Below are 26,180 nucleotides of genomic sequence, written 5' to 3' on the forward strand. Positions count from 1 at the left end.
CAGCGGCAGGGCCAGCAGGGCCAGGCTCGGGAGCAGCGTGCGCGACATGGCGGGTCCTGGTGCGAAAGGGGAATGGGGCGCCGTCAGGGAGTTGGAACACCCCGCCCCGGGGGGGCGGAGCGGGGTGTTCCGTGATTTCCCGGCCACGGCGGATGGCCGGGAGTCACTCCTTTGCCCTTGCGGGCCTGACCGTGGATCACTCGCCGGTCGGCGGCGGCGGCGGCGGGGTCTCGCCACCACCACCAGCGGACGGCTGGGCGACGGCCATCGCCAGGCTGTTGGCCTGCTGGTTGCCGGTGCCGGCCGAGACGTTCACGCCGATGTTGCCGGCAGCGCGCGCGAAGGCGTCGCCGGACAGCGACGCGGTGTTGGTCGTGTAGGTATCCACGACGTTGCGGGCGATCTGCACATAGCCGCTCAGGCTGGCCCACAGGTCGGCATAGCCGAGCTCCAGGAAGCCGAGCTCGCCGCTTTCCTCGCCGGCGTAGGTGCCGCTTTCGGTGTTGTCGAAGCCGATACCACCGACGCCGGGCTTGTCCGGGTTGGCGACCGCGTTCTGGATGGCGGCGTCCATGTCGATATGGCCGGTCACGTTGCCACTGCTGTGCGGCAGGGCGCCACTCCACGTGTCGAGGTAGAAGTTGTCGGACTGGTAGGAGTTGCCGGTGCCGGCGTAGGTGCCGCTCTCGCTACCGCTGTAGCTGCCACCGCCGACGGCGACGGTGCCACCGGACACTCGGCCGCGCAGCTCGATGCCGATCCGGTCGTACTGCACGTCACGCTTCGGCGCGTTGAGCGTGAAGTTGTCGTGCGACTGCTGGTTGGAGCTGACCGCAGCGGAGGCATACCGCGAGGTCGCGACCGAGGCGGCCAGCGCGTTCTTCTGCTGGTTGTTGTTGCCGGCGGTGACGTTCACCCCGATGTTGCCGCTGGCATCGGCGAAGGCCATGTCGCCAACGCTGGCGGTGTTGGTGTTGCCGATGTTCTTGGTCAGGTTGTCCTTGCCGAACTGCTGCACGAACACCTTGGAGTCGGCCAGGCCGAACGCGAAGGCGGCATCGACGGCCGACAGGGCGGCGGCGTTGTCCTGCTGGTTGTTGTCGCCGGCGGCGACGTTGAAGCCCAGGTTGCCTTCGGCCGCGGTGGCGGTGTTCTCGGAGATCGACGCGTCGTTGGTCAGGACGTCGTTCCAGCCCACGTTGCCGCTGTTCTTCTGCCGGTTGTCGACCACGGCCAGCGAGGCCGAATCGATCGGCAAGTCGCCGGACACGGTCGGGTCGCCGCTGAAGTCGATGTCGGAGGTCAGCGACAGGTCGGACTCGAGCTCGGCGGAGACACCATGCTCATCCACTTCCTTGTCGATGTCGGTGTCCGAATCGTAGTTGATGTCGGTATCGATATCGGTCTCGATGTCGGTCCTGGCCTTGTACGAGCCGTAGTACTTGCTCTTGACCTCGGTCGAGAACTCGTTCTCGACCTTGTTCTTGGTCTCGTTGTGGAGCTTGTTGTCGATGTGCGTGTCGATGTGGGTATGGATGTCGACATCGACGGCAGCGGCGTTACCGGCGGCAGTCGCGGCCACGACGGCCACGGCGAGCACGGTCCATTTCATGTTCCCTTTCATGATGTCCTCTCTCTCTTGCTCTGGTTGGGTGGATTTCCTACCGCCTCACGGGCCCGGCGGGAGCGACAACGTCAGGACGTTGCCGGTCTCGTTGGCCGAGCCCGCGATCTGGTTGAGCTGCAGCGCACCCTCGAACCCGCGCAGCGCGGTGGCCTCGACGGCCACGTTGCGGCTTGCGGTCCTCCCCGCCGGGTACGGGGCGCGCTGACGCTCCGCCGACGCGAACTCGACGGTCGACAGTTGTTGCCTGTCGGTCGTCGACTCGCGCATGCCCTGTTGCGCCAGCACCATCGACACCGCGTTGACTTCCGCGTTGCCGCTGCCGCTGGCCTGGTTGATCGAAGCGAGTCCACCGGCGCCGGCCAGGGCCGAGCCGCCGATCGTGGCGCTGGCTTGGACCGGGACGTCGTAGACATCGCCACTGGCGCGCTGGCGCGCGTCCACGTGGGTGCTGGCGTCGGGGCCGACCGCGATGGCGCGCAGGTTCGCCTGCCGGTTGTGGTCGCCGGCGGCCTGGTTGACCGCGATGGCGCCCTGGCTGCCGGACAGCGCGCGGTCTTCGATGCGCGACTGCGCCAGGTAGCCCAGCATCTCGGTGTATTCATCCGCGGCGCGCGCGGCCGACGCGCCGACCAGCAGCACCAGCAATACCGCCACGGTGAAAGCGAGCTGGCGGAACTGGAGCAGCGCGCGCCTCACGGCCCGGTCCCCGGGTTGCCGCCGACCGGGAACTGCGAGAGCGCGCCGGAGATGGTCGGCGCGATGCCGCGGGTGGCGCCGGTCACCGCGCCGGTGACGCCGCCGACGCGGCCGCTGATGCTGCCGCCGGAAAGCATGCCTTCGCCGCCCACGCGGCCCAGCGAGCCCTGCAGCGCGCGTTCGGTGGCGGCCGTGGCGAACGGCACGGGGCCGCCCGAGGGACCGGCGGACAGCAGCCCGGAGATCTCGTCGTCGGACATCTCGCCGGTGCCCAGGGTCGCGTTGATCTCCCGGTTCGGCTTGGGATCGGCGATCAGGGCGATGCCAGGCGGCACCTGACGGTAGGCATGGCGCGCACTGACGTCGCGCATCACGATCATCTCGCCGCGATTCGGATACACGCCGATATAGGCGTCCGCGGCGAAGGCCCCGGCGGCCGGCATTGACGCCAGCAGGAGGCAGGCCAGGATCCGGGTCGGTCGCATCGCGGGTCTCCCATGGAAGGGTGGGAGAACAGGAGCACGACCCGTGCCAGCTGTTTTTTTCCAGCAGAATCAGCGTGTTGCGAAGAAACGGTGCGCGCGATCGACAACCGGGTGTTACACCGCGGTTGCGGCGGAAGCGCCCTTGCACCGCGCAAACCCGCGCCAGCACTGCGTTTGCGCCGGTGTATCGCGGTTGTTACAGCCCCGGGCGCGTTTACAGCTTCAGAACAATTCGCCCTGCGGCGAGGCCGCGCGCGGCGGTGCGAAGCGGCTGCTATCGAGCCGGTGCCCGCGCAGGCCGGCGTAACCGGAACGGCGCCAGGCAAGGACGAAGCGCTGTTCCAGCAGGTCGGCATAGCGGCCGCGGCCGCGCATGCGCGTGCCGAAACCGGACTCGTAATCGCGTCCGCCACGCATCTGCTGCAGCGTGCTCATCACGTGCGCGGCACGATCGGGCACGTGTGCCTGCAGCCAGTCGCGGAACAGCGGCGCCACTTCGTGCGGCAGGCGCAGCAGGATGTAACTGGCGCTGCTTGCGCCGGCGTCGCGCGCGACTTCCAGCACCGCCTCCATCTCGTGGTCGTTGACCCACGGGATGGTCGGCGCGAACAGCACGCCTACCGGTACGCCGGCCGCGTGCAGTTTCTCCATCGCCCGCAGCCGCGCGTGCGGTGCGGCTGCGCGCGGTTCCAGCTTCGCCGACAGGTGCGGATCGAGCGAGGTGACCGAGAAGTGCACGTGCACCAGGTTCTGTTCTGCCAGCGGCTGCAGCAGGTCCAGGTCGCGCTCGACCAGGGCGTTCTTGGTGACCAGGCTGACCGGGTGGCGGAACTCGAGCATCACCTCCAGCAGCTGCCGGGTCAGGCGCAGGCGCCGCTCCAGCGGCTGGTAGGCGTCGGTGTTGATGCCCAGCGCGATCGGGCTGGGCTGGTAACCCGTGCGCGACAGCTCGCGCCGCAGCAGTTCCGGCGCGTTGGTCTTGGCGAAGATCTTCGTCTCGAAGTCCAGGCCGGGCGACAGGTTGAGGTAGGCGTGGCTCGGCCGGGCGAAGCAGTAGCTGCAGCCGTGCTCGCAGCCGCGGTAGGGATTGACCGACTGCGAGAAGCCCACGTCGGGCGAACTGTTGCGGCTGATGATGCTGCGCGCGGTTTCCTCGCGGACCTCGGTACGCGGACGCAGCGGATCCGGCCCGGATTCGTCGTCGGCCGCGGCCGGGTTCCCCGGCACGGTCCAGCCATCGTCCACGGCCTCGGTGGTGGTGGTCTCGAAGCGGCCCGGCAGGTACTGGCGCGAGCCGCGGCCCTTGATCGTCGCGCCCATCGCCGCAGGGTACGCCGGCCCGGTCTCGCCGGGCGCGACGCGTCCCGCCCCCGTACGGGTGCCGTTCAAGCCGCCACCTGCGCCGGCGCTCGCCTAGAATCGGGCCATGACTCCACTGCTTGAGTTGTGGGACCGGCTCGTCGACCTGCCCCGCCTGGGCCTTTACCTGGGTCTCGCGTGGGTGTTGTACATGGTGGGACTGGGGGTGTGGATCGTGCTGCAGAAGCGCGAGCCGGTGGCCACCCTGAGCTGGCTGATGTCGCTGGCGCTGCTGCCGTACATCGGCTTCGTCATCTACTTCCTGCTCGGCCCGCAGAAGATCCAGCGGCAGCGCCTGCGTCGCGGCCGTTCGCGCACGGGCATGGAACAGTTCAGCGGGCTGGCCGGGGAGGAGCTGAAATCGGTGGAGCTGGCGCGCCTGGGCCAGTCGGTCACCGGCCTGCCGCCCTCGACCGCCACCGCGGTACGGTGGCTGGTGGACGGCAGCGGCAAGTACCCGGCGCTGCTGGAGGCAATCGCCGCAGCCCGGCACCACGTCCACCTGCAGTACTACATCTGGACCCCGGACCGCACCGGCAAGGCCTTCCTCGCGGCGCTGGTCGAGCGCGCCCGCGCCGGCGTGCAGGTGCGGCTGCTGCTGGACGCGGTCGGCTCCGGGAAGATGCGGCGTCGGCACCTGCAACCGCTGGTCGACGCCGGCGGCCAGGTGTGCTGGTTCCACCCGACGAAGTTCCGGCCGTTCACCCGGCCGTGGCTCAACCTGCGCAGCCACCGCAAGATCGCGGTGATCGACGGCGACATCGGCTTCATCGGCGGGATGAACATCACCGACGAGGAGGACGAACGCCTGCTGCCGGAGGCCTACCGCGACCTGCACCTGCGCGTGGACGGCGAGGTCGTGCGCAGCCTGCAGCTGGTGTTCGTCGAGGACTGGATCTACGCCGGCCGCTGCCCCGCGTCGGACTTCGGCGCGCCCGAGTACTGGCCGGCCTGCGCACCGGGCCCGGTGCGCGCGCAGGTGCTGGTGTCGGGCCCGGATTCGTCCTGGGAAGCGATCCATCGGCTGCACGTGGCCGCGATCCACGAGGCGAAGCGGCGGGTGTGGCTGGTCACGCCCTACTTCGTCCCCGGCGAGGCCGCGCGCATGGCGCTGACCTCGGCGGCGCTGGGCGGCCTGGACACGCGCCTGCTGGTGCCGCGCTGGAGCGATTCGCGGCTGGTGACGCTGGCGGCGCGCTCGTACTTCGACGAGCTGCTCAAGGCCGGCGTGCAGGTCTACGAGTACGGTCCGCGCATGCTGCACACCAAGGCGCTGCTGGCCGACGACGTGTGCATCGTCGGCAGCGCCAACTTCGACCACCGCAGCTTCCGCCTGAACTTCGAGGCCTCGCTGATGCTGCAGGACGCCGGCGCCTGCGCCGGGCTGGAGCAGCTGCTGCAGGGCGAGTTCCTGCGCGCGCGGCGGGTGCGCCTGGACCGGCCGTCCGGCCTGTGGCGGCACCGCCTGCCCGAGGCCTGCGCGCGCCTGATGTCGCCGCTGCTGTAGGCCGCGGCGACGGGCGGACGGCCGCCGCGGATGCGCGGTGGCCGCCGGGGCCCGCGTCGCGGCATCATGGCGACCGACCGCGGCACGGGGCCACGGTGCCCCACCGGGAGGCTATCGATGCACTGGCTCTACCTGCTGCTGGCCGTCGGCGCGCTGCTGCTGGCGATGAACGCATCCCATGTCTGGCTGGTCATGCTGGCGCTGCTGGCCACGCTGGGTTTCCTCGCCCTCTGGGCGCGCGGCTGGTACCTGGAGCGCATCGGCGAGAGCCAGCGCGACGAGTCGGCGATGATCGATCCGGTCGAACTGCGCCGCCTGCGCGAGCTGGCCGAGGTCCGCAAGCGCGCCGCCGCCGCCGCCGCCGGTGCGCATGATGCGGGGCCACCGCAGGCATGAGCACCCGGCTGAGCGTCAACGTCAACAAGGTCGCGGTGCTGCGCAACTCGCGTGGCGGCCGCGAGCCGGACGTGGCCGCTGCCGCGCGCGCCTGCCTGGAAGCCGGCGCGCACGGCATCACCGTGCATCCGCGCCCGGACCGCCGCCACATCGTCGCCGAGGACCTGCCGCCGCTGGCCGCGCTCACCGCGGAGTTCGGCGTGGAACTCAACATCGAGGGCAATCCGTTCGCGCCGCCGCGCCCGGGCTACCCGGGCCTGCTCGAGCTGTGCCGGCAGGTGCGTCCGGCCCAGGTCACCCTGGTGCCCGACAGCGACGGCCAGCTGACCTCCGACCACGGTTTCCGCTTCGACGGCGACACCGGCGCGCTGGCCGCGCAGGTCGCGGACTTCGCCGCGCTCGGCTGCCGGGTGAGCCTGTTCGTCGACCCGGACGTCGAGCACCTGGAACGCGCCGTGGCCCTCGGCGCGCACCGCATCGAGATCTATACCGGTCCCTACGCGGAAGCCTTCGCCGCCGGCGACCCGGGCCAGGCCGTGGCGGCCTGCGCCGCCACCGCGCGCCGGGCCAGCGCCGCCGGGCTCGGGGTGAACGCCGGCCACGACCTCTCCCAGGCCAACCTCGGCCTGTTCCTGGACACGGTGCCTGGGGTGGAGGAGGTCTCGATCGGCCACGCGCTGGTCGGCGAGGCCCTGTATGCCGGGCTGGACGCCACCGTGCGCGGCTACCTGTCGATCCTCGATCGCGCCGGCTGAGCCTGCTGGCGGCGCGCCGCTCCGTTCCCGCCACGCATAAAAAAAACGCCGCCCCGGAGGGCGGCGTCATCGGCTTGCCTTGCGGTCCCGCCGCTGCAGGAAGCGGGACCTGCGAGGCGTGCCAGTCTTACTGGTTGACGAAGTTGATCTTCATCATCTGCGCGTTCTTCGCGGCCGCCAGCACCCGGGCCGTGGTCTCGTACTCCGAGTCGGCGCTGGCGTCGATGCGCAGCTCCGGCTGGTTGGTCGGATCGCGCTGCACTTCGGTCTCCATCATCTGGGGCAGCGCGGCCAGCGAGACCGGGCTGTTGTTCCAGAAGACCTGGTTGGAGGCATCGATGCGCAGGTCGATCGGCGGCGGCGGTTCCTTCGTCACCGGCGGCGGGTTGATGACCCGCTGCGGCAGGGCCACGTCGATCGGGTAGGTCGTGATCGGCGCGGTGACGATGAAGATGATCAGCAGCACCAGCATCACGTCCACGAGGGGCGTGACGTTGATGTCGGCCATCGGGCCCTTGCCGGATCCGGAACTGAAAGCCATGGCTTAGTGACCCTTCTCTTTGGTGGCGACGAAGCCCACGTCGAGCATGCCCTGGTTCTGCGCGATCTTGGTGACGTCGTTGATGATGCGCATCTTCGTGGTCTTGTCGCCACGCAGATTGAGCTTGGGCTGCGGCGTCTGCTGGGCGACGCTGGAAAGACGCGACTCGATCACCTCGCGGGTGACCGGCTCGTCGTTCCAGAACAGCGAGCCATCCTCCTTCACCGAGATGGTGATGGGCATGACCCGCGGTTCGTCCTCATTCTTGGCGACGACGTCCGTTTCCGGCAGCTCGATCTTCACTTTGTGCTGCATCAGCGGCGCAGTGATGATGAAGATGATGAGCAGCACCAGCATCACATCCACGAGGGGCGTGACGTTGATGTCGGCCATTGGGCCGCCGCTGTTGTCGGAACTGAAGGCCATGCGGGCTCTCCGTTACTTGCCTGCGACTTCTGGGAACCGGCTCAGCGCACGCGCGAGCCGGTGGCGAAGAAGTCGTGCAGATCGTGAGCGAACGAGTCGAACTTGGCGATCGTGGCGCTGTTGATCTTGCTGAAGAAGTTGTAGGCGAACACGGCCGGGATCGCGACGAACAGGCCGATGGCGGTCATGATCAGCGCCTCGCCCACCGGGCCGGCGACGGCGTCGATCGAGGCCGAGCCGGTGGCACCGATCTTGATCAGCGCGCCGTAGATGCCCCACACGGTGCCCAGCAGGCCCACGAACGGAGCGGTCGCGCCGACGGTCGCCAGCAGGATCATGCCCGACTGCAGCTTGCTGCTCTCGCGGGTGACGGCCTGGCGCAGGGCGCGGTCGACGAACTCGGAGCGGCTCAGCGACTCGCCCAGGCCGGTGCCGGCGCCTTCGGCGCGCTGGTGGTGCGCGGCGGCCTGCGCGGCGTCCAGGGCGATCTTCGAGAACGGCTCGCTACGCGGCTGCTCTTCCATCGCACGGATGGCTTCCTGGGCGTTCGGGGCATCCCAGAACGCGTTGATCACGCGGTCGGCGGCCGCCTTCAGGCGGGTGTTCCTGATGGCGTTGAAGATGGTCCAGTACCAGGACGCGGCCGACATCAGGACCAGGGTGAGGAGCACGATCCACGAGACGGCGAACTCGCCCGGATTGGCGACCATCTCGCTCAGCAGGTGGTCGAAGCCCATCTGCGTGAGGGCGGAGGCGTTGCCCCCGGCGGCGGCGGCGATGAAGAGTTCCTGCAGCATGACGCTTACCTTTGGTTTGTTTGGTGGAGAAGGAAGGCGGAAACGCTAGGCCCGGTTTCCGTCGGGGAAACAAACGGACATCAACCCAGGGTGAAGTTCACCGGGACCCGAACGCGACCGGCCGCCTTCTGGCCGTTCACAGTCGCGGGATTGAAACGCCACTTGCGGGCGGCCTCCATGGCGGCGCGGTCCAGGTCACGGTTGCGGCTGGACTTCTCGACCGACACGTTGGTCACGTTGCCGTTGGCGTCGACATCGATGACCAGGATGACCTCGCCCTCGATGCCGGCGCGCGCGGCGGCCGGCGGATAGCGCGGCGGATTCATGTTCTTCGACGAGATGTCGACGCTGGCGCCGATGTCGGCGACCGGGGCCGGCGGGGCCGGCGGAGCCGGCTCCTGGTACACGTCGGTCGGGCGCGGCTCGGCCACGTCGACCGGCGGGGCTTCCGGCGGCGGCGGAACCGGGGACGGCTTCGGCGGCGACAGCTCCTTGATCGGCGGCGGCGGCTTGTCCTGCGGCGGCGGCGGCGGCGGCGGCGGCGGGGGCGGCGGCGGGGCGTCGACCAGGGTGACGAGGACGTTGCGCTCTTCCTTGACGTCGGCCTTGGGGGCGACGGCCGGGATCAGCAGCAGCATGAGCGCGGCCAGGTGCAGCGCGATGACGAACGCAATGCCGATGATGCGCGGCCAGCTGAGCCCGCGATCCTCGGTTTCTTCGTAGTTCCTGTGGACGACCAGTTGTTCAGCCATGCGCCTAGTGACTCGGGTGTGGGGCCGGGCCTCGAGGAAAGCGTTTCCAGCAGAGGCCCAGGTTCTCGCGGGTGACACCGCATGAACCGCCAAGCATATACCAAATACCGCGTCCGGTGCCTAGGACGCGGCGCTTTTACGTTTTCTTACTTCAAGTTGATGATCTTGCGGGCGTCCTCGGGCTTCTTCACGCCCTTGGCCAGCGCCTGCTGGGCCGCCTGCTTGGCCTCGGCGACGCGGCCTTCCTGCCAGAGCACGCGGGCCAGGTTCAGGTAGGTCTCGCCGTCCTTGGACAGGGGGGCGGCCTTCTGCCAGGCCTCGATCGCCTGCGGGATCTGCTCGCTGTAGTAGTAGGACTGGGCCAGGGCCAGGTAGGTCTGGTAGTCCTGCTTCAGCACGCCCTTCTGCACGCCCTCGTTGATGACCGAGATGACGTCCTTCTCGCGGCCGTCCATGTTGGCGTAGGTCACGTACAGCTGGCGGTACTCGCGCTCCTCGGTGAGCTGGCCGGCGGCGCGCAGCTTCTCCATCACCTCGGCGGCCTTGTCCATGCGGTCGGCCTGGGCGTAGACGGTGGCGAGGTTGACCTGGGCCTTCTTGTCGGTCGGGTTCTTCGCCGCCAGCTGTTCGGCCAAGGCGATCGCCGCGTCGTTCTGGTCGGATTCGGCGTAGGACGCCATCAGCAGCTGGGTCCAGTTGTCCTTCGGCTCAGGCGAGGTCTCGATCGCCTGCTTCAGCACCGGGATCGCTTCCTGGAAACGCTCCAGCTGGTACAGCACCTGGCCCTTCAGCGCGAGGTCTTCCGGCTTCTTCGACTGGGTTTCGGCCAGGTAACGGTCGAGGGTGGCCAGGCCTTCCTGCAGTTCGTCGTCGCCCAGCTGCAGCTGCGCGAGCATCAGCATCGACTGGTAGTGGCCGTTGTTGTCCAGGCCGCCGATTTCCAGCGCCTGCTTCAGGTAGGCCTTGGCCGCCGGGATGTCGTCGAGGTTGTACGCGGCCTGCGCGGCCAGCTGCGCGGCGACCGAGCGGTCGTATTCGTTGGCCACGTCCAGCGCCAGTATCTCGTCGGCGAGGACGCGGGTCTGCTCGGCGTCGTCCTTGTTGTAGACGTCGATCAGCTTCTGCAGCTTCTTGCCGGCCTTGGCCGAAGCCTTGATGCCCGGTTCCTTGCGCGTGGCGTCCGGGAACATCACTTCCGACTTCTCGGACTTCTTCGAACGCGACGAGGTCGGTGCGGCGGCCGCGTCGGCGATCACCACGCCCCCGAGCGCGGCAGCGACGAACAGGGACAGGAGGGCTTGCTTGCTGCGGAATTTCATTGGATCACCTCTTGCGGGCCGCCTGTATTGCAGGCGGCGACGGAAACCGGGTCGGCAACGCTAACAGAACCGGCTTTCTTACGGAATGGCACAGGCTGCCAATTTTCCTGCGGCTTACGGACCGCACTGTGGCGTACGGCCGGCGCGTCGCGCCTCCTGGGCGAGGGGCTGCAGCGCGGGCGCGCGCGCTTCCAGCGCACGGATGCGGTTCTGCGGATCCGGGTGCGTGGACAGCCATTCCGGCGAACGTCCGCCGCCGGAAGCCATCATGTTCTGCCACAGGTCCACGGCCTGGGCGGGATCGAAACCGGCCTGGGCCATCAGCCGCTGGCCGAGCTCGTCGGCCTCGCTTTCCTGGGTGCGCGAGAACGGCAGCAGCACGCCCAGCTGGGCCAGGATGCCGCCGCCCTGGGTGACCAGGTCGCTGCCGGTCTGCCCATAGCGGGCGCCGGCGAGCGCACCGATCACCGCCAGTCCGGTCGACGTCGCGGCCTGGCGCGAGACGCGTTCATTGGTGTGGCGGGCATAGACGTGGCCGATCTCGTGGCCGATCACCGCCGCCAGCTGGTCCTGGTTCCTGGCCACCTTGAACATGCCGCTGTTCACGCCGACCTTGCCGCCGGGCAGCGCGAACGCATTGGGCGTGTCGTCGACGAACACCGCCGTTTCCCACGGCAGGTTGCGCCATTCGGGCGGCAGGTGCGGGACCAGGGCATCGACCACGCACTGCACGTAGCGGCTCTGCTGGCCGCCCGTGGTCTGCTGCTTGCTCTTCATTTCGGCGAAGGCCTGCGCGCCCATCTGGTTGAGCTGGGCGTCCGAGTAGGCCATGTACTGGGTGCGGCCGGTCGGCGAAGTCGTGGTCGCGCACGCCGCGACGACGACCGCCATTGCCAACGCGAGCGCGGTCGGCTTCCAGTGCATGTGCAGGGCAACCCCCGTTCCGGTACCTGAAGGAAAGTGTCCGCGCTGGCGGCTTAACTTTTCGTCAAGCGGACCGGTCAGCCGAAGCCGTGCAGGGCCAGCGCTATGCCGTTGTTCAGCGCATGGGCGGAAACCGCCGCCCATAGCGTGCCGGTCCGCCAGTACACCCAGGCGAAGGCCGCGCCCAGGCCGCCATAAGCCAGCCACAGCAGCAGCATCGCCGGCAGGGTGTTGTCGCTGAGGAACGGCATCTCGTGGGCCAGGGCAAAGGCCAGGCTGCTGAGCACCAGGCCCAGCCAGGGCCGGCCGGCGCGCAGGAAGCGCCCGAACAGCACGCGCCGGAACAGCAGTTCCTCGTAGGCCGGGGCCAGGACCACGACGAACAGGGCCAGGAACACCGGCCAGCGCGCGGCGGCTTCCTCGACCATCGCCTCGTTGCTCGGCACCGGGTCGATCCCGGCCTGCCTGCCCAGCCAGCTGAACAGCGCCGAACCGAGGAACACGACCAGGCCGGCGGCCAGGGTCCAGCCCCAGGTCGAGGGCCGGCGCAGCGCCGCCAACGAGCGGGCGCGCTCGTCGGCGGAGGCCGGCTGGCGCAGGAAGTACAGGGTCAGCGCGATGATGCCGGTGGAAAGGATCACCAGCACGATCTGCGCAAGCAGGCCCGGCTGGCCCGGCAGCGGCTCCGCCCCGGCAGCGGGAATCCCCTGCGAGAGCAGCTGCCACACGCCCAGGGCGATGCCGCCGGCGAGGCTGATCGCCAGCATGAGGAACACCGCCAGGCCGATGTCGGCCAGGAACGCGCCGACCAGCGGCGCGGCACGCGGCGCGACAGGCGCGGCCGGCGGGAGCGCCGTCGGCACCGCGGACGTATGCACGGCGTCCGCCGGCTCAGACATCCAGGTTGGCCACCTTCAACGCGTTGGTCTCGATGAACTCGCGGCGCGGTTCGACCACGTCGCCCATCAGCGTGCTGAAGATGCGGTCGGCGGCGACCGCGTCCTCGATGCGCACGCGCAGCAGGCGACGGGTGTCCGGGTTCACCGTGGTTTCCCACAGCTGCTCGGGGTTCATTTCGCCCAGGCCCTTGAAGCGCTGGATCTGGCGGCCCTTCTTCGCCTCTTCCAGCAGCCAGGCCTGCGCCTGGGCGAAGCTGGTGACCGGCTGGGTCTTGCCGCCGCGCATGACCTGCGCGCCCTCGCGGACCAGGCCGTGCAGCAGCGCCGCCGCATCGCGCAGCGGGCGCAGTTCGCCGCTTTCGAAGATCGACAGCGGCAGCACCTGCAGCAGTTCCTCGCCCATGTGCCGGCGGGTGACCTGCAGCGCGGCCGGACGCGACTCGGTGGCCGGCAGCAGCTTCAGCGCATAGCGCGGGCTGCCGAGCTTGCCGCGGTTGAGGCGCGCTTCCAGCGCCTGCAGTTCGTGCTGCTCGTCGGTGTTCTGCGCCAGGTGCTGCGCGTCCAGCGGGGTGAAGTCGATCAGCGATTCCAGCAGCAGCGGATCGAAGCGGTGGCTGTTGCGCGCGATCGCCTCGCGCGCGCCGGCGTAGGCCAGCAGCAGCTTCTCCAGGCCCTCGCCGCTCACCGGCGGCTCGCCCTCGGCCGGCACCAGCGCCGCGTTCTCCACCGCGTTGCTGGCCAGGTAGCTGTCCAGCGCCGCGTCGTCCTTGAGGTACAGCTCGGTCTTGCCCTGCTTGACCTTGTACAGCGGGGGCAGGCCGATGTAGACGTGGCCGCGCTCGATCAGCTCCGGCATCTGCCGGTAGAAGAAGGTCAGCAGCAGGGTGCGGATGTGCGAGCCGTCCACGTCCGCGTCGGTCATGATGATGATGCGGTGGTAGCGCAGCTTGTCCGGGTTGTACTCGTCCTTGCCGATGCCGGTGCCCAGCGCGGTGATCAGGGTGCCGACTTCCGCCGAGGACAGCATGCGGTCGAAGCGCGCGCGTTCCACGTTGAGGATCTTGCCGCGCAGCGGCAGCACCGCCTGGTTCTTGCGGTTGCGGCCCTGCTTGGCGGAGCCACCGGCCGAGTCGCCCTCGACGATGAACAGCTCCGACAGCGCCGGATCCTTCTCCTGACAGTCGGCCAGCTTGCCCGGCAGGCCGGCGATGTCCAGCGCGCCCTTGCGGCGGGTCAGCTCGCGCGCCTTGCGCGCGGCCTCGCGGGCACGGGCCGCGTCGACCACCTTTTCCGCGATGGCACGGGCTTCCTGCGGGTGTTCCTGGAGGAACTCCTCCAAACGTGCACCGAACGTGCTTTCAACTGCCGGCTTCACCTCCGAACTGACCAGCTTTTCCTTGGTCTGGCTGGAGAAGCTGGGATCCGGGACCTTCACCGACAGCACGGCGATCATGCCTTCGCGCATGTCGTCGCCGGACAGGTTGATCTTGGCCTGCTTGGCCAGGCCGTTCTGCTCGATGTAGTTGGTGAGGGTGCGGGTCAGCGCGGCGCGGAAGCCGGCCAGGTGGGTACCGCCATCCTTCTGCGGGATGTTGTTGGTGAAGCAGAACATCGTTTCCTGGTAGGCGTCGGTCCACTGCAGGGCCACGTCCACCACGATGCCGTTGGATTCGCCGGTCACCGAGATGACGTTCGGGTGCAGCGGCGTCTTCAGCTGGGCCAGGTGCTCGACGAAGCTGCGGATGCCGCCTTCGTACTGGAACACGTCCTGGCGGCCTTCGCCGCGCTCGTCGATCAGGGTGATCTTGACCCCGGAGTTCAGGAACGAGAGTTCGCGCAGGCGGCGCGCCAGGATCTCGTAGTGGAACTCGGTGTCGGTGAAGATTTCCGCCGCCGGCTTGAAGCGCAGGCAGGTGCCGCGGCGCGTCGAGGCTTCCAGCTGCTTGAGCGGATACAGCGGCTCGCCCAGCGCGTACTCCTGCTGCCAGTGGAAGCCGTCGCGCCAGATATCCAGCCACAGGTGCTCGGACAGCGCGTTGACCACCGACACGCCGACGCCATGCAGGCCGCCGGAAACCTTGTAGCTGTTGTCGTCGAACTTGCCGCCGGCGTGCAGGACGGTGAGGATCACTTCGGCCGCCGAACGGCCCTCCTCCTTGTGCGTGTCCACCGGGATGCCGCGGCCGTTGTCCGAGACCGCCACCGAGCCGTCCTCGAGGATGCGCACGACGATGTCGTCGGCATGGCCGGCCAGGGCTTCGTCGACCGAGTTGTCGACCACCTCGAACACCATGTGGTGCAGGCCGGTGCCATCGTGCACGTCGCCGATGTACATGCCGGGGCGCTTGCGCACCGCTTCCAAACCACGCAGGACGGTGATCTTGCTGGAGTCGTAGGAATCGTTGACGGGGGTGGAGCTCTGGATCTGTTCGCTCATGCGCTCGCCGCAATCGGGGCCGGGCCGCGGCGGGAGGCCACGACACCTTAGCTAAAGGAATCAACGGCTGATTATAGCAGCCCACCCCCTTGACCTGACCGCCGGGATTTACCCTGCGATCAGCCCCTGTTCCACGTGGAACACCTGGCAGGCCGCGGGCAGTTCACGCAGCGCTTCGGGGACCTCCGTGGCTGTCACGAACAGCTGCACGCCAGGCTGTTCCAGCAGGAACTCGAGGGTCCGGCGCTGGTGTTCGCGGTCCAGTTCCGACGGCAGGTCGTCCAGCGCCATTACCGGCCAGTGGCCCTGGCGGGCGGCGTAGTCGGCCGCCTGCGCCAGCAGCAGCGACAGCGCGGCCAGCTTGGTCTGTCCGCGCGACAGCGCCTCGCGCCCCGGCAGCCCGGCCAGGCGCAGGCTCCAGTCGGCCCGGTGCGGGCCCACCCCGGTATGCCCGCTGGCCCGGTCGCGGTCGCGGGCCAGCAGCAGGGCGTCGGCCAGCGACAGCTCCTGGCGGCGCCAGCCGGCCTGGAATTCCAGCCCCAGCAACTCCGGGCCGGTGCTGAGCCGGCGCCCGATGGCCGCGGCCCTTGGCATCAGTTCGCCGAGGTAGCGCTCACGGAAGGCGGTCAGCACTTCCCCGCTCTCGGCCAGCTCGGCATCCCAGGCATCGAGCTGGGCGTTGGAGCCGCCGGCCTTCAGCAGCGCATTGCGCTGCTTGAGCGCCCGCGCGTAACGCCGCCACAGGGACATGAAGTCGTGTTCCACGTGGAACAGGCCCCAGTCGAGGTAGCGGCGACGGTTATCCCCCCCCCCGGCGACCAGCGCATGGCTGCCGGGCTCGAAGGTCACCACCGCCAGGGCGGCACAGAGCTGGCCAAGGTGGGCGACATCGCGGCCGTCCAGGCGCCCGGTCCAGGCCTGCCCGGTATGGCGCAGGCCAGCGCGTCGTGGAACGCCGCCGCCAGTGCCCTCCTCCCACTCCACGAACACCTCGAGGGCCTCGGCGCCATCGCGGACCAGCCCGTCCCGGACACGCCCGCGGAAGCTGCGGCCATAGGCCATCAGGTGCAGGGCCTCGAGCACGCTGGTCTTGCCGGCGCCGTTGGCGCCGGTGATCAGGTTGAGGCCGGGTCCCGGGACCAGTTCCGCATGCTGGAACCGGCGCAGGTCGCCCATCACCAGCCGCGTCACCCGCATCGGCCGGCCTCCAAAGTACGACGCCCGGCGAGGGCCGGGCGTCGTTCGGGTTCCACGTGGAACATGGACCGGTCCACGGCTGCGGTCAGAGGCGCAACGGCATCACCACGTGCCGGCAACGGCTGTTGCTGGCCTCGCGGACCAGGGCCGAGGAGTTGGCATCGCGCAGGGCCAGCACGACGTGCTCGTCGCGCAGCGCACCCAGCGCATCCAGCAGGTAGTTCACGTTGAAGCCGATGGCCAGGTTGTCAACCCTGGTGTCGGCCTCGATCTCTTCCTGCGCCTCTTCCTGCTCCGGATTGTGCGAGCTGATCCGCAGCTGGCCCGGCGAAACCTCGACGCGGACGCCGCGGTACTTCTCGTTGGACAGGATCGCCGCACGCTGCAGGGCTGCACGCAGCACTTCGCGGTCCAGCTTGACCTCCTTTTCCGCGCCGATCGGGATCACCGCCTCGTAATCGGGGAAGCGGCCGTCGATCAGCTTCGAGGTAAAGGTCACGTCGTCGCGCTTCACCCGGATGTGGCTGCGGCCCAGTTCCAGCTCGAGCGCGCGGTCGCCGCCTTCCAGCAGGCGCTGCAGCTCGGTCACGCCCTTGCGTGGGACGATGATCTGGCGCTTGGCGCCGGAAGCGCCTTCCAGCGGGGCTTCGCACAGGGCCAGGCGGTGGCCGTCGGTGGCCACGCAACGCAGCAACTGGTCGCGCAGGTCGAACAGCAGGCCGTTGAGGTAGTAGCGCACGTCCTGCTGGGCCATCGCGAACGCGGTGCGTTCGATCAGTTCCTTCAGGCCGGCTTCCGGCACGCCGATGCGTTCGGTGGCTTCGACCTCGTCCACGGACGGGAAGTCGTTGGCCGGCAGCGTGGCCAGGGTGAAACGGCTGCGCCCGGCCTGCACGGTGACCTTGTCGCCGGACTGGCTCACGGTGACGCGGCTGCCGTCCGGCAGTGCACGCACGATTTCGAACAGCTTGCGCGCGGGGATCGTGGTCTCGCCGTCCTGCGCGTCATCGACCGCGGCACGGGCCACCATCTCCACTTCCAGGTCGGTGCCGGTCAGCGAGAGCTGGCCGCCCTGCACCTGCACCAGGAAATTGGCCAGGACCGGCAGGGTCTGACGCCTTTCGACGACGTTGACGACCTGGGCCAGGGGCTTGAGAAAGGCCTCGCGTTGCAGAGTGAAACGCATGGGAGTCCGTGCCTCTACGCTTTGAAGGAATGTGGAATAAATCTAAAAGAGGTGGTGCTGGAGTTGGTCCCGGCCTGTGGATAACAGCACCAACTATTTGAAATAAAAGAAGTTTGTTTGAGGGTAAAGCCTGCGTGCAAGGCCGGTCGGGGCGGTGGGACAAGCTGTGGATGGTTTTGCGCACCGCGTTTTGTCCCCGGTTTATCCCCAGCCCGTCCCCCTGCTCTCCACCGCGTATCCCGCCGCAAATCTACCGCACCTGCGGGAGCGCGTCGTGGCGCCCCCTTCCGCCTACTCGCTCAGCTTGCGGATCAGCTTGTCCCAGTCCTCGCGCAGCTTGCCGTCGGTCTCCATCAGGCTGCGGATCTGCCGGCAGGCATGCAGCACGGTGGTGTGGTCGCGGCCGGCGAAGGCGTCGCCGATCTCCGGCAGCGAGTGCTCGGTCAGTTCCTTGGTCAGCGCCATGGCCACCTGGCGCGGGCGCGCCAGCGAGCGGGTGCGGCGCTTGGACAGCAGGTCCTTGACCTGCAGCCCGTAGTAGTCGGCCACGGTCTTCTGGATGTTGGGGATGCCGATGGCCTGCTGCTGCGCGCGCAGCAGGTCGCGCAGGGTCTCCTGGGCGAACTCGATGCTGATCGCGCGGCCGGTGAAGTTGGCGCGCGCGGCCAGCGTGTTGAGCGCACCTTCCAGGTCGCGCACGTTCGAGCGCATCTTCTTGGCCAGCAGGAAGGCGACCTCGTCCGGGATCTCGGCGCCGCGCTCGCGCGCCTTGGCCAGCACGATCGCCGCGCGGGTCTCGAAGTCCGGCGGGTCGATCGCCACCGACAGGCCCCAGGCCAGCCGTGACTTCAGCCGCGGCTCCAGGCCGTCGACCTCGCGTGGGTAGCGGTCGCAGGTCATGATGATCTGCTGGCGGCTGTCGAACAGCGCGTTGAAGGTGTGGAAGAACTCTTCCTGGGTGCGGTCCTTGCCGGCGAAGAACTGGATGTCGTCGATCAGCAGCGCGTCGATCTGCTGGAACTGGCGCTTGAACTGGTCGGCGGTCTTCTCCTGCAGCGAGCGGAAGAAGGCGTTGTAGAACTGCTCCGAACGCAGGTACAGCACGCGCGCGCCGGGGTTGAGGCGGCGCATCTCGTTGCCGGCGGCGAACATCAGGTGGGTCTTGCCCAGGCCGGTGCCGCCGTACAGCAGCAGCGGGTTGTGGGCGCGGTCGCCCGGCTTCTGCGCCGCCTGCCAGGCCGCGGCGCGGCCGAGCTGGTTGGAACGGCCTTCGACGAAGTTCTCGAAGGTGTAGTGCGGGTCCAGGTTGCCGTTGAACGGCTCGGCCGGGGCCGGCGCCGGGCGGGCGCTGGCGGTGGCCAGCGCGGCCGGGGCGGGCTTCGGCGGTTCGGCCGCGCGCGGGCGCGAGCCGATCTCCAGGGCCACGTTCAGGCCGGCGAAGTGCCGGGCCAGCTCGCGGATCCGCGGCAGGTAGCGGTCGCGCACCTGCTCGACGATAAAGGCGTTGGGGGCGTAGAGGACGACGCTGTCCGCGCGTTCCTCCGCCTGCAGGGGTTTGAGCCAGGTATGGACGTCTTCGGCCGGGAATTCGGCCTCCAGACGTTCCAGACAGCGGGGCCAGGCATCCATCGGAAAGGCAAAGCTCATGGGGCGGTCGCCGGTCGCCAGGGGCGCCACCGGGGACCGGGAGGGTCGGGGAATCGGACTGGGCAGACTACCACCCGGACCGGCTTTTCCCAAGAATCATCCACAGGGCATCCACAGGCCCATTGACAGCCCGCGCGCCAGCAAGTGCCGCAAAGGTTGACCCGCGGCGGGGCCTCCCCTAGACTTTCCGGTTCTTTCGATCCGACTTCAGCCGAGTGCCACCATGGCCACCAAGCGCACCTACCAGCCCAGCAACCTCAAGCGCAAGCGCGACCACGGTTTCCGTGCCCGCATGAAGACCGCCGACGGCCGCAAGGTCCTCGCGCGTCGCCGCGCCAAGGGCCGCAAGCGCCTCTGCGCCTGATCGCCTCCCGGCCCCGCCTGCCGCGTGCAGGCCTGCCTTCCGCAGACCGGGGCCGCCGCGATCCACAGCTCACGATGAACTCCGGCCCGCGCGCGCGATTCCCTCGCAGCGCGCGGGTTCGTTTGCGCGCCGAATACACCGCGGTGTTCGAACAGGGCCGCCGCCTCGGCGATGCCCTGTTCGGCCTGCACTGGGTGCCCGGCGAGCAGCCGGCCCGGCTGGGCCTGGCCGTGTCGCGCAAGGTCGACCCGCGCGCGGTCGGCCGCAACCGGATCAAGCGCGTGCTGCGCGAGGCCACCCGCCACCTGCGCCCGCAGATGGCCGGCGGCGACTATGTGGTGGTCGCGCGCCCGGCCGCGGCCCGCGCCAGCAACGCCCAGCTGGTCGAGGCCTACGTGAAACTGCTGCGGCGGCTGGGCGCATTGCCCCACCCGGTTGCCGGCGGCACAATGCCCGCGGCCACTCCGGCCGGATTGCAGCCCTCTTCCCCGACTTCCTCTTCCAGGCCGGACCCCCACTCCGGCTGAGCCTGCCTGCCCGATGAACCAGACCCGCGTATTCCTGATCCTTGCCTGGCTGATGGTGGCGATGCTGCTGTGGATGGAGTGGGGCAAGGAGCAGGCCGCACCGGCCGCGCCCGCCACCCCGGCCGCCACCGCGACCACCGCCGCAGGCGTGCCCGCCGCGGTCCCGGCCCCGGTCGCCGGCGACGCCGCCGTGCCGGCCGCCACCGCGCCCTCAGTGCCGGCCGGCGCCGTGGCCGCGGCCCCGGCCGGCCCGAGCCGGGTCAGCGTGCGCACCGATACCCTGGAACTGGTCCTGGACGGCGGCGCCGTGCTGCAGGCCGACCTGCTGCAGTTCCCGCAGACCCGCGACGCCGGCAGCCCGCCGGTACGCCTGTTCGACACCGACCCGGCGAAGTTCTATGCCGCCCAGCTCGGCTGGGTCAGCGCCAGCGGCGCCGCGCCGAACCACCAGTCCGGCTTCGTGCCCGAAGGCAGCGAGCGCGAGTTCGTCCTGGCCGACGGCCAGCAGCAGGTCGAAGTCCCCTTCATCTGGAACGGGCCGGACGGCGTCAGCATCCGCCGCACCTTCACCCTGACCCGCGGTTCCTACGCGATCGAAGTGCGCGACGAGGTGATCAACCGCGGCAGCGCGCCGTGGCAGGGCCAGGTCTACCGCCAGCTGATCCGCAAGCCGCCGGTGATCGAGCGCGGCTACACGAAGCCGGAGTCCTTCAGCTTCACCGGCGCGGCCTGGTACGACGGCGACTACCAGCGCCGCAAGTTCGACGAGGACTACCTCGAGGACGGCCACGTCAACGCCAAGGCCGCGCGCGGCTGGATCGCGATGCTGCAGCACCACTTTTTCAGCGCCTGGATCCCCGAAGGCGAGCAGCCGTCGACGATCTCGCTGGACCAGCCGGCCACCGGCGCGCTGGTGCGCGCGCTGGGCGAGGTCGTGGAGGTCGCCCCGGGCGCCACCGTCACCAGCCAGGCCCGCCTGTACGTCGGCCCGAAGCTGGTCTCGCAGATCCGCGCCCAGCAGGTGCCGGGCCTGGAGCGCGCGGTCGACTACAGCCAGTTCTCGATCCTGGCCCTGCTGGGCGAGGGCCTGTTCTGGGTGCTCAGCCACCTGTACGGCCTGTTCGGCAACTGGGGCTGGGCGATCATCGGCCTGGTGGTGATCGTCAAGGCCATCATGTATCCGCTGTCCGCGGCGCAGTACAAGAGCTTCGCCAAGATGCGCAAGTTCCAGCCGCGCATCCAGCAACTGAAGGAACGCTATGGCGACGACCGCCAGAAGTTCCAGGAAGCGATGATGGAGCTGTACCGCAAGGAGAAGATCAACCCCATGGGCGGCTGCCTGCCGATCTTGGTGCAGATGCCGGTGTTCCTGGCGCTGTACTGGGTGCTGGTGGAGTCGGTCGAGCTGCGCCACGCGCCGTGGGTCCTGTGGATCCAGGACCTGACCGCGCGCGACCCGTACTTCATCCTGCCGGTGATCAACGTGGCGGTGATGTGGTTCACCCAGAAGCTGCAGCCGGCCCCGGGCATGGATCCGGTGCAGCAGAAGATGATGCAGTTCATGCCGGTCGCCTTCGGCGTGATGATGGCCTTCTTCCCGGCCGGCCTGGTCCTGTACTGGGTCACCAACGGCGCGCTGGGCCTGCTGCAGCAGTGGTACATGATGAAGAAGCACGGCGAGCCGGCCCCGAAGCCCTCCACGGCGAAGTAAGGCCGGACCGCACGACCAAGGAACCCGCCGCCAGGCGGGTTCCTTCTTTGTGGCGGCAGGCAACGCCGCGAACCGCTAGGCTCTCCACCACCCCGAAGGCCGGATACCGATGAACCCGCCCGACACCATCGCCGCGATCGCCACCGCGCCGGGCGCCGGCGGCGTCGGCATCGTGCGCCTGTCCGGGCCGCGCGCGCTGGAGATCGCGCGGGCGCTGTGCGGCCGCGAGGCGCCGCCGCGGCAGGCGCTGCGCGCGCTGTTCCGCGACGCCGCCGGCGAGGTGATCGACGACGGCATCGTCCTGGCCTTCCCCGCGCCGCGCAGTTTCACCGGCGAGGACGTGGCCGAACTGCAGGCGCACGGCAGCCCGGTGCTGCTGCGCGCGCTGGTGGCGCGCTGCATCGAACTGGGCGCGCGCCAGGCGCGGCCGGGCGAGTTCAGCGAACGTGCCTTCCTCAACGGCAAGCTCGACCTGGTCCAGGCCGAGGCCATCGCCGACATCATCGCGGCCGCCGACGTGCGCGCCGCACGCGCGGCGCGGCGTTCGCTGGACGGCGTGTTCTCGCAGCGCGTCGAGGCGCTGGCCGAGATCCTGCTGCGCCTGCGCGTGCACGTGGAGGCGGCGATCGATTTCGTCGACGAGCCGATCGAGACGCTCGGCATCCCCGCGGTCCGCAACGGCATCGAACAGCTGCGCACCGACCTGCGCACCCTGCTGGCCGAGGCCGAGCGCGGCCGCCGCCTGCGTGACGGCCTGCACGCGGTGCTGCTGGGCCCGCCCAACGCCGGCAAGAGTTCGCTGCTCAATGCGTTGGCCGGCGACGCCCGCGCCATCGTCGCCGACGTTGCCGGCACCACCCGCGACGTGCTGCGCGAGACCGTGCGCATCGACGGCCTGGAACTGGTCCTGGCCGACACCGCCGGCCTGCGCGAGGGCGGCGACGAGATCGAGCGCGAAGGCATGCGCCGTGCCCACGCCGAGGTGCAGCGTGCCGACGTGGCCCTGCTGGTGCTGGACGCGCGCGACCCGCAGGCCGGCCGCGCCGCGCTGGAGGCCGCCGCCGCCGGCGTGCCCAGGCAGCTGTGGATCCTCAACAAGTCCGACCTGCTCGATCCGGGCGCGCCGCCCCCCGCCGGCGGCATCGCCGTGTCGGCGAAGACCGGCGCCGGGCTGGATGCCCTGCACGCCGCGCTGCGCGAACTGGCCGCCGGCGGCGCGCCGGACGCGGTCGAAGGCGAGTTCAGCGCCCGGGCCCGCCAGGTCGGCGAACTGCAGCGGACCTCGGAACACGCCGCCGCCGCGCTCGCCGAACTGGATGCCGGCCACCTCGAGCTGGCCGCCGAGGAGCTGCGCCTGGGTCATGCCGCGCTCGGCCGCATCACCGGCCAGGTCAGCGCCGACGAACTGCTCGGCCACATCTTCTCCAGCTTCTGTATTGGCAAGTAGTTCGCCAATCGTTGATCTGTGTCACACTTTTTCGCGGCGATCGTGCCCGCGACATTCCCGCCAGGGCCGTGCCGCGCTTGTGATGCGGGCCGGCGAGGTTGACAATCGGCTGGGGATGGCGCGAGCTGAAAGGGGATCGTGCCAGATGCCGTACAACAGCTTTTCCACGGGGGAGTACTGATGTTGTCCATGACGATTTCGCCGAAGTCGCGGCTGTGCGCGGGCCTGTTGCTGGCCATTGCGCTGGGCGCCTGCTCCAAGCAGGAAGAATCCGCGCCGGCCACCGCCGCGGAAGGCACGCGCGCCTCCACTGCCGCGGCCCCGGCCCCGGCCGTCGCCGCCGAGGTGCAGGCGATGGGCGCCGACCAGCTGCGCGAAGCCGCCGGCCAGGCCCTGCGCGAGAACCGGATGTACGCGCCGGCCGGCGACAACGCCATGGAGTACTACCTGGCCCTGCGCGACAAGCTGCCCGACGATGCCGCGGTGGCCAGCGCGCTGACCGACCTGATGCCGTACACCGTGATCGCCGCCGAGCAGGCGGTGGCGCGCGAGCAGTTCGACGAAGCCCAGCGCCTGGCGGCGCTGATCGAGAAGGCCGACAGCGCCGCCCCGGCGCTGCCGCGCCTGCGCCAGGCCATCAACAACGCGCAGCAGGCGGTGGCCCAGCGCAGCGAGGCCGAGGCTGCCCGCGCCAAGGCCGAAGCCGAGGCCCGCCAGAAGCAGCTGGCCGCGCAGCAGGCGGCGCAGCAGGCTGCCGAGGCCGAGGCAGCCCGCCGCCTGGCCGAGCAGCAGGAGGCCGCGCGCCAGGAAGCCGCCCGCCGCGAGGCCGAGCAGCGCGAAGCCGCCGCCCGCCAGGCCGCGGCCCAGCAGCAGCATCAGCAGGCCGCGCAGGTCGCGCAGCAGGCCCCGGCGCAGCGCAACCTGCGTCCGATCAGCATGCCGGCGCCGCGTTATCCGCCCGATGCGCTGCGCGCGGGCCTGTCCGGCGAGGTGCTGGTCGAGTTCACCGTGGGCAGCGACGGTTCGGTCACCGACGCGCGCGTGCTGCGCGCCAACCCGGCCCGCACCTTCGACCGCGAAGCGCTCAACGCGGTCCGTCGCTGGCGCTTCGAGCCGGTCGACGCGCCGGTCACCACCCGTCGCACCGTGGCCTTCAGCCCGGGCGGCTGACCGGTTCCACGTGCCGCATGGAAAGGCCCGGCATTGCCGGGCCTTTCTTTTCGCCGCAGGGTCAGCAGCGATCAGGTGGAGATGGCCAGCTTCTCCTGGCGGTAGCGCATCACCGCCGCCAGCCATAGCAGCAGGGCCAGGCCCAGGCTGCTGCCGAGGTAGACGGCCCACACCTGCGCGGTGATCGGCTCGCTGCGGATCACCTTCAGCAGCAGTTGGTTCTGCGCCAGGAACGGCACCGCGAACTGCCACAGCTGGGTCTTCACCGGGTTCACCATCAGCATCAGCGTCGGGATCATCGGCAGCAGCATCAGCCAGGTCATGTGGCTCTGCGCTTCCTTCAGGCTCTTGGCCGCCGCAGCGAGGAAGGTCAGCAGCGAGGTGCCGACCAGCAGCATCGGCAGCAGCACGAACAGCATCTTGCCGATCGACAGCAGCGACACGTCCAGCGAGCGCGCCACGCCGGTGGACATCTGCGCGCTGAGCTTCAGCGCCAGTAGCGCCAGCAGCAGCGTGACCAGGCCCAGCGCGATCGCCGCGGCGATCTTGCCGCTGACGATGGCGCCCCGGGAGGCCGGCGTGGCCAGCAGCGGTTCCAGCGACTGCCGTTCGCGTTCGCCGGCGGTGACGTCCAGCACCAGGGCCGCTCCGCCGAGGAAGGCGGTGATGATCAGGAAGTACGGCAGGATCGTCGCCAGCAGGCGCCCGCGCTTGGCCTCCGGCGTGGACACGTCCAGCGTGCCCACGCTTACCGGCCGCGCCACCGAGGCGTCGATGCCGCGCACCATCAGGCGCAGCGAGCCGACCTGGCCGCCGTAGGCGGCCAGCGCCCCGCGCAGCCGCTGCCCGGGGATCTCGGCGTCGGGCTGGGTCGAGTCCAGCATCACCTCCACCAGCGCCGGGCGGCCGGCGCGCCAGTCCTCGGCGAAGCCTTCGGAAATGCGCAGGCCCACGTCGTGCTGCTGCGTGCGCAGGGCGTGCTCCAGGTCGGCGGGCGGTTCGATCGCACGGATGTCCTGGGTGCCGAGGAACGCCACCAGGTTGGGTGCCCGTTCGATGCCGATGGTCGGCACCTCAAGGACCTGCTGGATCTGGGTGCGTGTGCGCTTCTCGCCGAGCGTGCCCAGGCCCAGGATGATCGCCGGGAACAGCAGCGGGCTCAGCAGCAGGGTCAGCGCCAGGGTGCGGCGGTCGCGGCTGATGTCGCGCAGCTCCTTGAGCATCACCGTCCACGTCGTTGCCAGGATGCTCATGCGTGCAGGCCCTCCTCCGAACCGATCACCTTGACGAAGGCGTCTTCCAGGTTGTCCTCGCCGGTCTGTTCGCGCAGCTGGTCGGCGGTGCCGGCGGCGACCACCTGGCCCTTGGCCACGATCACGATGCGATCGCACAGCGCGGCGACCTCCTGCATGATGTGGCTGGAGAAGATCACGCAGCGTCCTTCGTCGCGCAGCCTGCGCAGGAATTCGCGCATCGCGCGGGTGGTCATCACGTCCAGGCCGTTGGTCGGCTCGTCCAGGATCACGTTGCGCGGATCGTGGACCAGGGCGCGGGCGATCGCGGTCTTGGTGCGCTGGCCCTGGGAGAAGCCCTCGGTCTGGCGGTCGAGGATGTCGCCCATGTCCAGCGCCGCCGACAGCTGCTCGATGCGCTCGGCGGTGCGCTGCGCCGGCAGCTCGTGCAGGCGCGCGAAGTAGGCGATGTTCTCGCGCGCGGTCAGGCGCTTGTACACGCCGCGAGCGTCGGGCAGCACGCCCAGGGCGCGGCGCACGGCCATCGGGTCCTTCGCCGGATCGATGCCGTCCACCTCGATGCGGCCCTGGTCGGGCTTCATCAGCGTGTAGAGCATGCGCAGCGTGGTGGTCTTGCCGGCGCCGTTGGGGCCGAGCAGGCCGGTGATCTGGCCGTCGTGCGCCTCGAAGCCGACGCCGGACACGGCCTTCACCGTGCCGGTGCGGGTCTTGAAGCTCTTGTGCAGGTCGTGGGCGCGGATCATGGCGCGTCTCCCGCG

25 protein-coding genes are annotated in these 26,180 nt (G+C 69.7%); 8 read left to right on the top strand and 17 right to left on the bottom strand.

Annotation, left to right across the window (positions count from 1 at the left end):
- Positions 1 to 196: 196 nt before the first annotated feature.
- The 4 genes from PSEJ35_RS0113985 to PSEJ35_RS0114000 all read right to left on the bottom strand — a co-directional run bounded on the left by PSEJ35_RS0113985 (position 197) and on the right by PSEJ35_RS0114000 (position 4,128).
- Positions 197 to 1,612, bottom strand: a complete 1,416-nt coding sequence (locus tag PSEJ35_RS0113985; RefSeq protein WP_343122521.1) for an adhesin — start codon at positions 1,610 to 1,612, stop codon at positions 197 to 199.
- A gap of 57 nt (positions 1,613 to 1,669) precedes the next feature.
- Positions 1,670 to 2,323, bottom strand: a complete 654-nt coding sequence (locus PSEJ35_RS0113990) for a hypothetical protein (RefSeq protein WP_232207676.1) — start codon at positions 2,321 to 2,323, stop codon at positions 1,670 to 1,672.
- On the bottom strand, positions 2,320 to 2,808 hold the full coding sequence (locus PSEJ35_RS0113995) for a hypothetical protein (RefSeq protein WP_028918316.1): 489 nt from the start codon (positions 2,806 to 2,808) through the stop codon (positions 2,320 to 2,322). Before PSEJ35_RS0113995 ends, PSEJ35_RS0113990 begins: the two co-directional genes overlap by 4 nt.
- Positions 2,809 to 3,030: 222 nt before the next feature.
- On the bottom strand, positions 3,031 to 4,128 hold the full coding sequence (locus tag PSEJ35_RS0114000) for a PA0069 family radical SAM protein (protein WP_028918317.1): 1,098 nt from the start codon (positions 4,126 to 4,128) through the stop codon (positions 3,031 to 3,033).
- 106 nt (positions 4,129 to 4,234) lie between these two features.
- Between PSEJ35_RS0114000 and cls the strand changes: the two genes are divergently transcribed.
- From cls to PSEJ35_RS0114015, 3 genes are all read left to right on the top strand, one after another.
- Positions 4,235 to 5,674 carry a cardiolipin synthase gene (gene cls, locus PSEJ35_RS0114005; protein WP_037083432.1) on the top strand — a complete coding sequence of 480 codons (1,440 nt, stop codon included), beginning with the start codon at positions 4,235 to 4,237 and terminating at the stop codon, positions 5,672 to 5,674.
- Positions 5,675 to 5,791: 117 nt separating this feature from the next.
- Positions 5,792 to 6,070: a hypothetical protein gene (locus tag PSEJ35_RS0114010; RefSeq protein ID WP_028918319.1), complete on the top strand. Its 279-nt coding sequence runs from the start codon at positions 5,792 to 5,794 to the stop codon at positions 6,068 to 6,070.
- Positions 6,067 to 6,825: a pyridoxine 5'-phosphate synthase gene (locus PSEJ35_RS0114015; RefSeq protein WP_028918320.1), complete on the top strand. Its 759-nt coding sequence runs from the start codon at positions 6,067 to 6,069 to the stop codon at positions 6,823 to 6,825. Before PSEJ35_RS0114010 ends, PSEJ35_RS0114015 begins: the two co-directional genes overlap by 4 nt.
- Before the next feature lie 127 nt (positions 6,826 to 6,952).
- Here the strand turns inward: PSEJ35_RS0114015 and PSEJ35_RS0114020 are convergent, their stop codons facing one another.
- The 11 genes from PSEJ35_RS0114020 to dnaA form a co-directional block, all read right to left on the bottom strand.
- Positions 6,953 to 7,366, bottom strand: coding sequence for a biopolymer transporter ExbD (locus tag PSEJ35_RS0114020; protein ID WP_028918321.1), 414 nt, complete (start codon positions 7,364 to 7,366; stop codon positions 6,953 to 6,955).
- A gap of 3 nt (positions 7,367 to 7,369) precedes the next feature.
- A complete protein-coding gene (locus PSEJ35_RS0114025; protein WP_028918322.1) occupies positions 7,370 to 7,792 on the bottom strand; it encodes a biopolymer transporter ExbD in 423 nt (140 codons plus the stop codon).
- A gap of 41 nt (positions 7,793 to 7,833) precedes the next feature.
- Entirely contained in the window at positions 7,834 to 8,589 is a 756-nt protein-coding gene (exbB, locus tag PSEJ35_RS0114030; RefSeq protein WP_028918323.1) for a TonB-system energizer ExbB, read from the bottom strand.
- A gap of 80 nt (positions 8,590 to 8,669) precedes the next feature.
- Positions 8,670 to 9,227, bottom strand: coding sequence for an energy transducer TonB (locus PSEJ35_RS0114035; protein ID WP_028918324.1), 558 nt, complete (start codon positions 9,225 to 9,227; stop codon positions 8,670 to 8,672).
- Between the two features lie 260 nt (positions 9,228 to 9,487).
- Positions 9,488 to 10,660 (bottom strand): tetratricopeptide repeat protein, encoded by a 1,173-nt coding sequence (locus PSEJ35_RS0114040; RefSeq protein WP_028918325.1) that lies wholly within the window; start codon positions 10,658 to 10,660, stop codon positions 9,488 to 9,490.
- A gap of 114 nt (positions 10,661 to 10,774) precedes the next feature.
- Positions 10,775 to 11,584: a M48 family metallopeptidase gene (locus PSEJ35_RS0114045; RefSeq protein ID WP_037083438.1), complete on the bottom strand. Its 810-nt coding sequence runs from the start codon at positions 11,582 to 11,584 to the stop codon at positions 10,775 to 10,777.
- A 77-nt stretch (positions 11,585 to 11,661) separates the two neighbouring features.
- On the bottom strand, positions 11,662 to 12,483 hold the full coding sequence (locus PSEJ35_RS0114050) for a CPBP family intramembrane glutamic endopeptidase (RefSeq protein WP_028918327.1): 822 nt from the start codon (positions 12,481 to 12,483) through the stop codon (positions 11,662 to 11,664).
- The gene (gyrB, locus tag PSEJ35_RS0114055) at positions 12,476 to 14,920 is read right to left on the bottom strand and encodes a DNA topoisomerase (ATP-hydrolyzing) subunit B (RefSeq protein ID WP_028918328.1); all 2,445 of its coding nucleotides are present in this window, start codon (positions 14,918 to 14,920) and stop codon (positions 12,476 to 12,478) included. Before gyrB ends, PSEJ35_RS0114050 begins: the two co-directional genes overlap by 8 nt.
- Positions 14,921 to 15,028: 108 nt before the next feature.
- Complete coding sequence (recF, locus tag PSEJ35_RS0114060) at positions 15,029 to 16,117, bottom strand: DNA replication/repair protein RecF (RefSeq protein WP_028918329.1); 1,089 nt, start codon at positions 16,115 to 16,117, stop codon at positions 15,029 to 15,031.
- 85 nt (positions 16,118 to 16,202) lie between these two features.
- Entirely contained in the window at positions 16,203 to 17,303 is a 1,101-nt protein-coding gene (gene dnaN / locus PSEJ35_RS0114065) for a DNA polymerase III subunit beta (protein WP_028918330.1), read from the bottom strand.
- 291 nt (positions 17,304 to 17,594) lie between these two features.
- A complete protein-coding gene (gene dnaA, locus PSEJ35_RS0114070) occupies positions 17,595 to 18,932 on the bottom strand; it encodes a chromosomal replication initiator protein DnaA (RefSeq protein ID WP_028918331.1) in 1,338 nt (445 codons plus the stop codon).
- 241 nt (positions 18,933 to 19,173) lie between these two features.
- On the opposite strand from dnaA, the gene rpmH reads away from it, so the two are divergent.
- The 5 genes from rpmH (at position 19,174) to PSEJ35_RS0114095 (ending at position 24,169) form a co-directional block, all read left to right on the top strand.
- Positions 19,174 to 19,314: a 50S ribosomal protein L34 gene (gene rpmH, locus PSEJ35_RS0114075; protein ID WP_024868391.1), complete on the top strand. Its 141-nt coding sequence runs from the start codon at positions 19,174 to 19,176 to the stop codon at positions 19,312 to 19,314.
- 74 nt (positions 19,315 to 19,388) lie between these two features.
- Positions 19,389 to 19,841, top strand: a complete 453-nt coding sequence (gene rnpA / locus PSEJ35_RS0114080; protein ID WP_028918332.1) for a ribonuclease P protein component — start codon at positions 19,389 to 19,391, stop codon at positions 19,839 to 19,841.
- 13 nt (positions 19,842 to 19,854) lie between these two features.
- A complete protein-coding gene (gene yidC, locus PSEJ35_RS0114085) occupies positions 19,855 to 21,552 on the top strand; it encodes a membrane protein insertase YidC (protein WP_028918333.1) in 1,698 nt (565 codons plus the stop codon).
- A 109-nt stretch (positions 21,553 to 21,661) separates the two neighbouring features.
- Positions 21,662 to 22,999: a tRNA uridine-5-carboxymethylaminomethyl(34) synthesis GTPase MnmE gene (mnmE, locus tag PSEJ35_RS0114090; protein ID WP_028918334.1), complete on the top strand. Its 1,338-nt coding sequence runs from the start codon at positions 21,662 to 21,664 to the stop codon at positions 22,997 to 22,999.
- 180 nt (positions 23,000 to 23,179) lie between these two features.
- Positions 23,180 to 24,169, top strand: coding sequence for an energy transducer TonB (locus tag PSEJ35_RS0114095; RefSeq protein WP_028918335.1), 990 nt, complete (start codon positions 23,180 to 23,182; stop codon positions 24,167 to 24,169).
- A gap of 71 nt (positions 24,170 to 24,240) precedes the next feature.
- Here PSEJ35_RS0114095 and PSEJ35_RS0114100 read toward each other — a convergent pair whose 3' ends face one another.
- Entirely contained in the window at positions 24,241 to 25,422 is a 1,182-nt protein-coding gene (locus PSEJ35_RS0114100) for an ABC transporter permease subunit (protein ID WP_028918336.1), read from the bottom strand.
- Complete coding sequence (locus PSEJ35_RS0114105) at positions 25,419 to 26,165, bottom strand: ATP-binding cassette domain-containing protein (protein WP_028918337.1); 747 nt, start codon at positions 26,163 to 26,165, stop codon at positions 25,419 to 25,421. Before PSEJ35_RS0114105 ends, PSEJ35_RS0114100 begins: the two co-directional genes overlap by 4 nt.
- Positions 26,166 to 26,180: the final 15 nt, after the last annotated feature.

The organism is Pseudoxanthomonas sp. J35 (genome assembly GCF_000513995.1).
Lineage (GTDB): Bacteria > Pseudomonadota > Gammaproteobacteria > Xanthomonadales > Xanthomonadaceae > Pseudoxanthomonas.

Bases quoted from the DNA above. Each gene is read 5' to 3' on its own strand.
- gyrB (WP_028918328.1), bottom strand. From the start codon at position 14,920: ATGAGCGAACAGATCCAGAGCTCCACCCCCGTCAACGATTCCTACGAC.
- rnpA (WP_028918332.1), top strand. From the start codon at position 19,389: ATGAACTCCGGCCCGCGCGCGCGATTCCCTCGCAGCGCGCGGGTTCGT.
- PSEJ35_RS0114035 (WP_028918324.1), bottom strand. From the start codon at position 9,227: ATGCTGCTGCTGATCCCGGCCGTCGCCCCCAAGGCCGACGTCAAGGAA.
- PSEJ35_RS0114100 (WP_028918336.1), bottom strand. From the start codon at position 25,422: ATGAGCATCCTGGCAACGACGTGGACGGTGATGCTCAAGGAGCTGCGC.
- PSEJ35_RS0114050 (WP_028918327.1), bottom strand. From the start codon at position 12,483: ATGTCTGAGCCGGCGGACGCCGTGCATACGTCCGCGGTGCCGACGGCG.
- recF (WP_028918329.1), bottom strand. From the start codon at position 16,117: ATGCGGGTGACGCGGCTGGTGATGGGCGACCTGCGCCGGTTCCAGCAT.
- PSEJ35_RS0114000 (WP_028918317.1), bottom strand. From the start codon at position 4,128: ATGGGCGCGACGATCAAGGGCCGCGGCTCGCGCCAGTACCTGCCGGGC.
- cls (WP_037083432.1), top strand. From the start codon at position 4,235: ATGACTCCACTGCTTGAGTTGTGGGACCGGCTCGTCGACCTGCCCCGC.
- exbB (WP_028918323.1), bottom strand. From the start codon at position 8,589: ATGCTGCAGGAACTCTTCATCGCCGCCGCCGCCGGGGGCAACGCCTCC.
- PSEJ35_RS0114010 (WP_028918319.1), top strand. From the start codon at position 5,792: ATGCACTGGCTCTACCTGCTGCTGGCCGTCGGCGCGCTGCTGCTGGCG.
- dnaA (WP_028918331.1), bottom strand. From the start codon at position 18,932: ATGGATGCCTGGCCCCGCTGTCTGGAACGTCTGGAGGCCGAATTCCCG.
- rpmH (WP_024868391.1), top strand. From the start codon at position 19,174: ATGGCCACCAAGCGCACCTACCAGCCCAGCAACCTCAAGCGCAAGCGC.
- PSEJ35_RS0114015 (WP_028918320.1), top strand. From the start codon at position 6,067: ATGAGCACCCGGCTGAGCGTCAACGTCAACAAGGTCGCGGTGCTGCGC.
- yidC (WP_028918333.1), top strand. From the start codon at position 19,855: ATGAACCAGACCCGCGTATTCCTGATCCTTGCCTGGCTGATGGTGGCG.
- mnmE (WP_028918334.1), top strand. From the start codon at position 21,662: ATGAACCCGCCCGACACCATCGCCGCGATCGCCACCGCGCCGGGCGCC.
- PSEJ35_RS0114040 (WP_028918325.1), bottom strand. From the start codon at position 10,660: ATGAAATTCCGCAGCAAGCAAGCCCTCCTGTCCCTGTTCGTCGCTGCC.
- PSEJ35_RS0114025 (WP_028918322.1), bottom strand. From the start codon at position 7,792: ATGGCCTTCAGTTCCGACAACAGCGGCGGCCCAATGGCCGACATCAAC.
- dnaN (WP_028918330.1), bottom strand. From the start codon at position 17,303: ATGCGTTTCACTCTGCAACGCGAGGCCTTTCTCAAGCCCCTGGCCCAG.
- PSEJ35_RS0113985 (WP_343122521.1), bottom strand. From the start codon at position 1,612: ATGAAATGGACCGTGCTCGCCGTGGCCGTCGTGGCCGCGACTGCCGCC.
- PSEJ35_RS0114095 (WP_028918335.1), top strand. From the start codon at position 23,180: ATGTTGTCCATGACGATTTCGCCGAAGTCGCGGCTGTGCGCGGGCCTG.
- PSEJ35_RS0114020 (WP_028918321.1), bottom strand. From the start codon at position 7,366: ATGGCTTTCAGTTCCGGATCCGGCAAGGGCCCGATGGCCGACATCAAC.
- PSEJ35_RS0114105 (WP_028918337.1), bottom strand. From the start codon at position 26,165: ATGATCCGCGCCCACGACCTGCACAAGAGCTTCAAGACCCGCACCGGC.
- PSEJ35_RS0113995 (WP_028918316.1), bottom strand. From the start codon at position 2,808: ATGCGACCGACCCGGATCCTGGCCTGCCTCCTGCTGGCGTCAATGCCG.
- PSEJ35_RS0114045 (WP_037083438.1), bottom strand. From the start codon at position 11,584: ATGCACTGGAAGCCGACCGCGCTCGCGTTGGCAATGGCGGTCGTCGTC.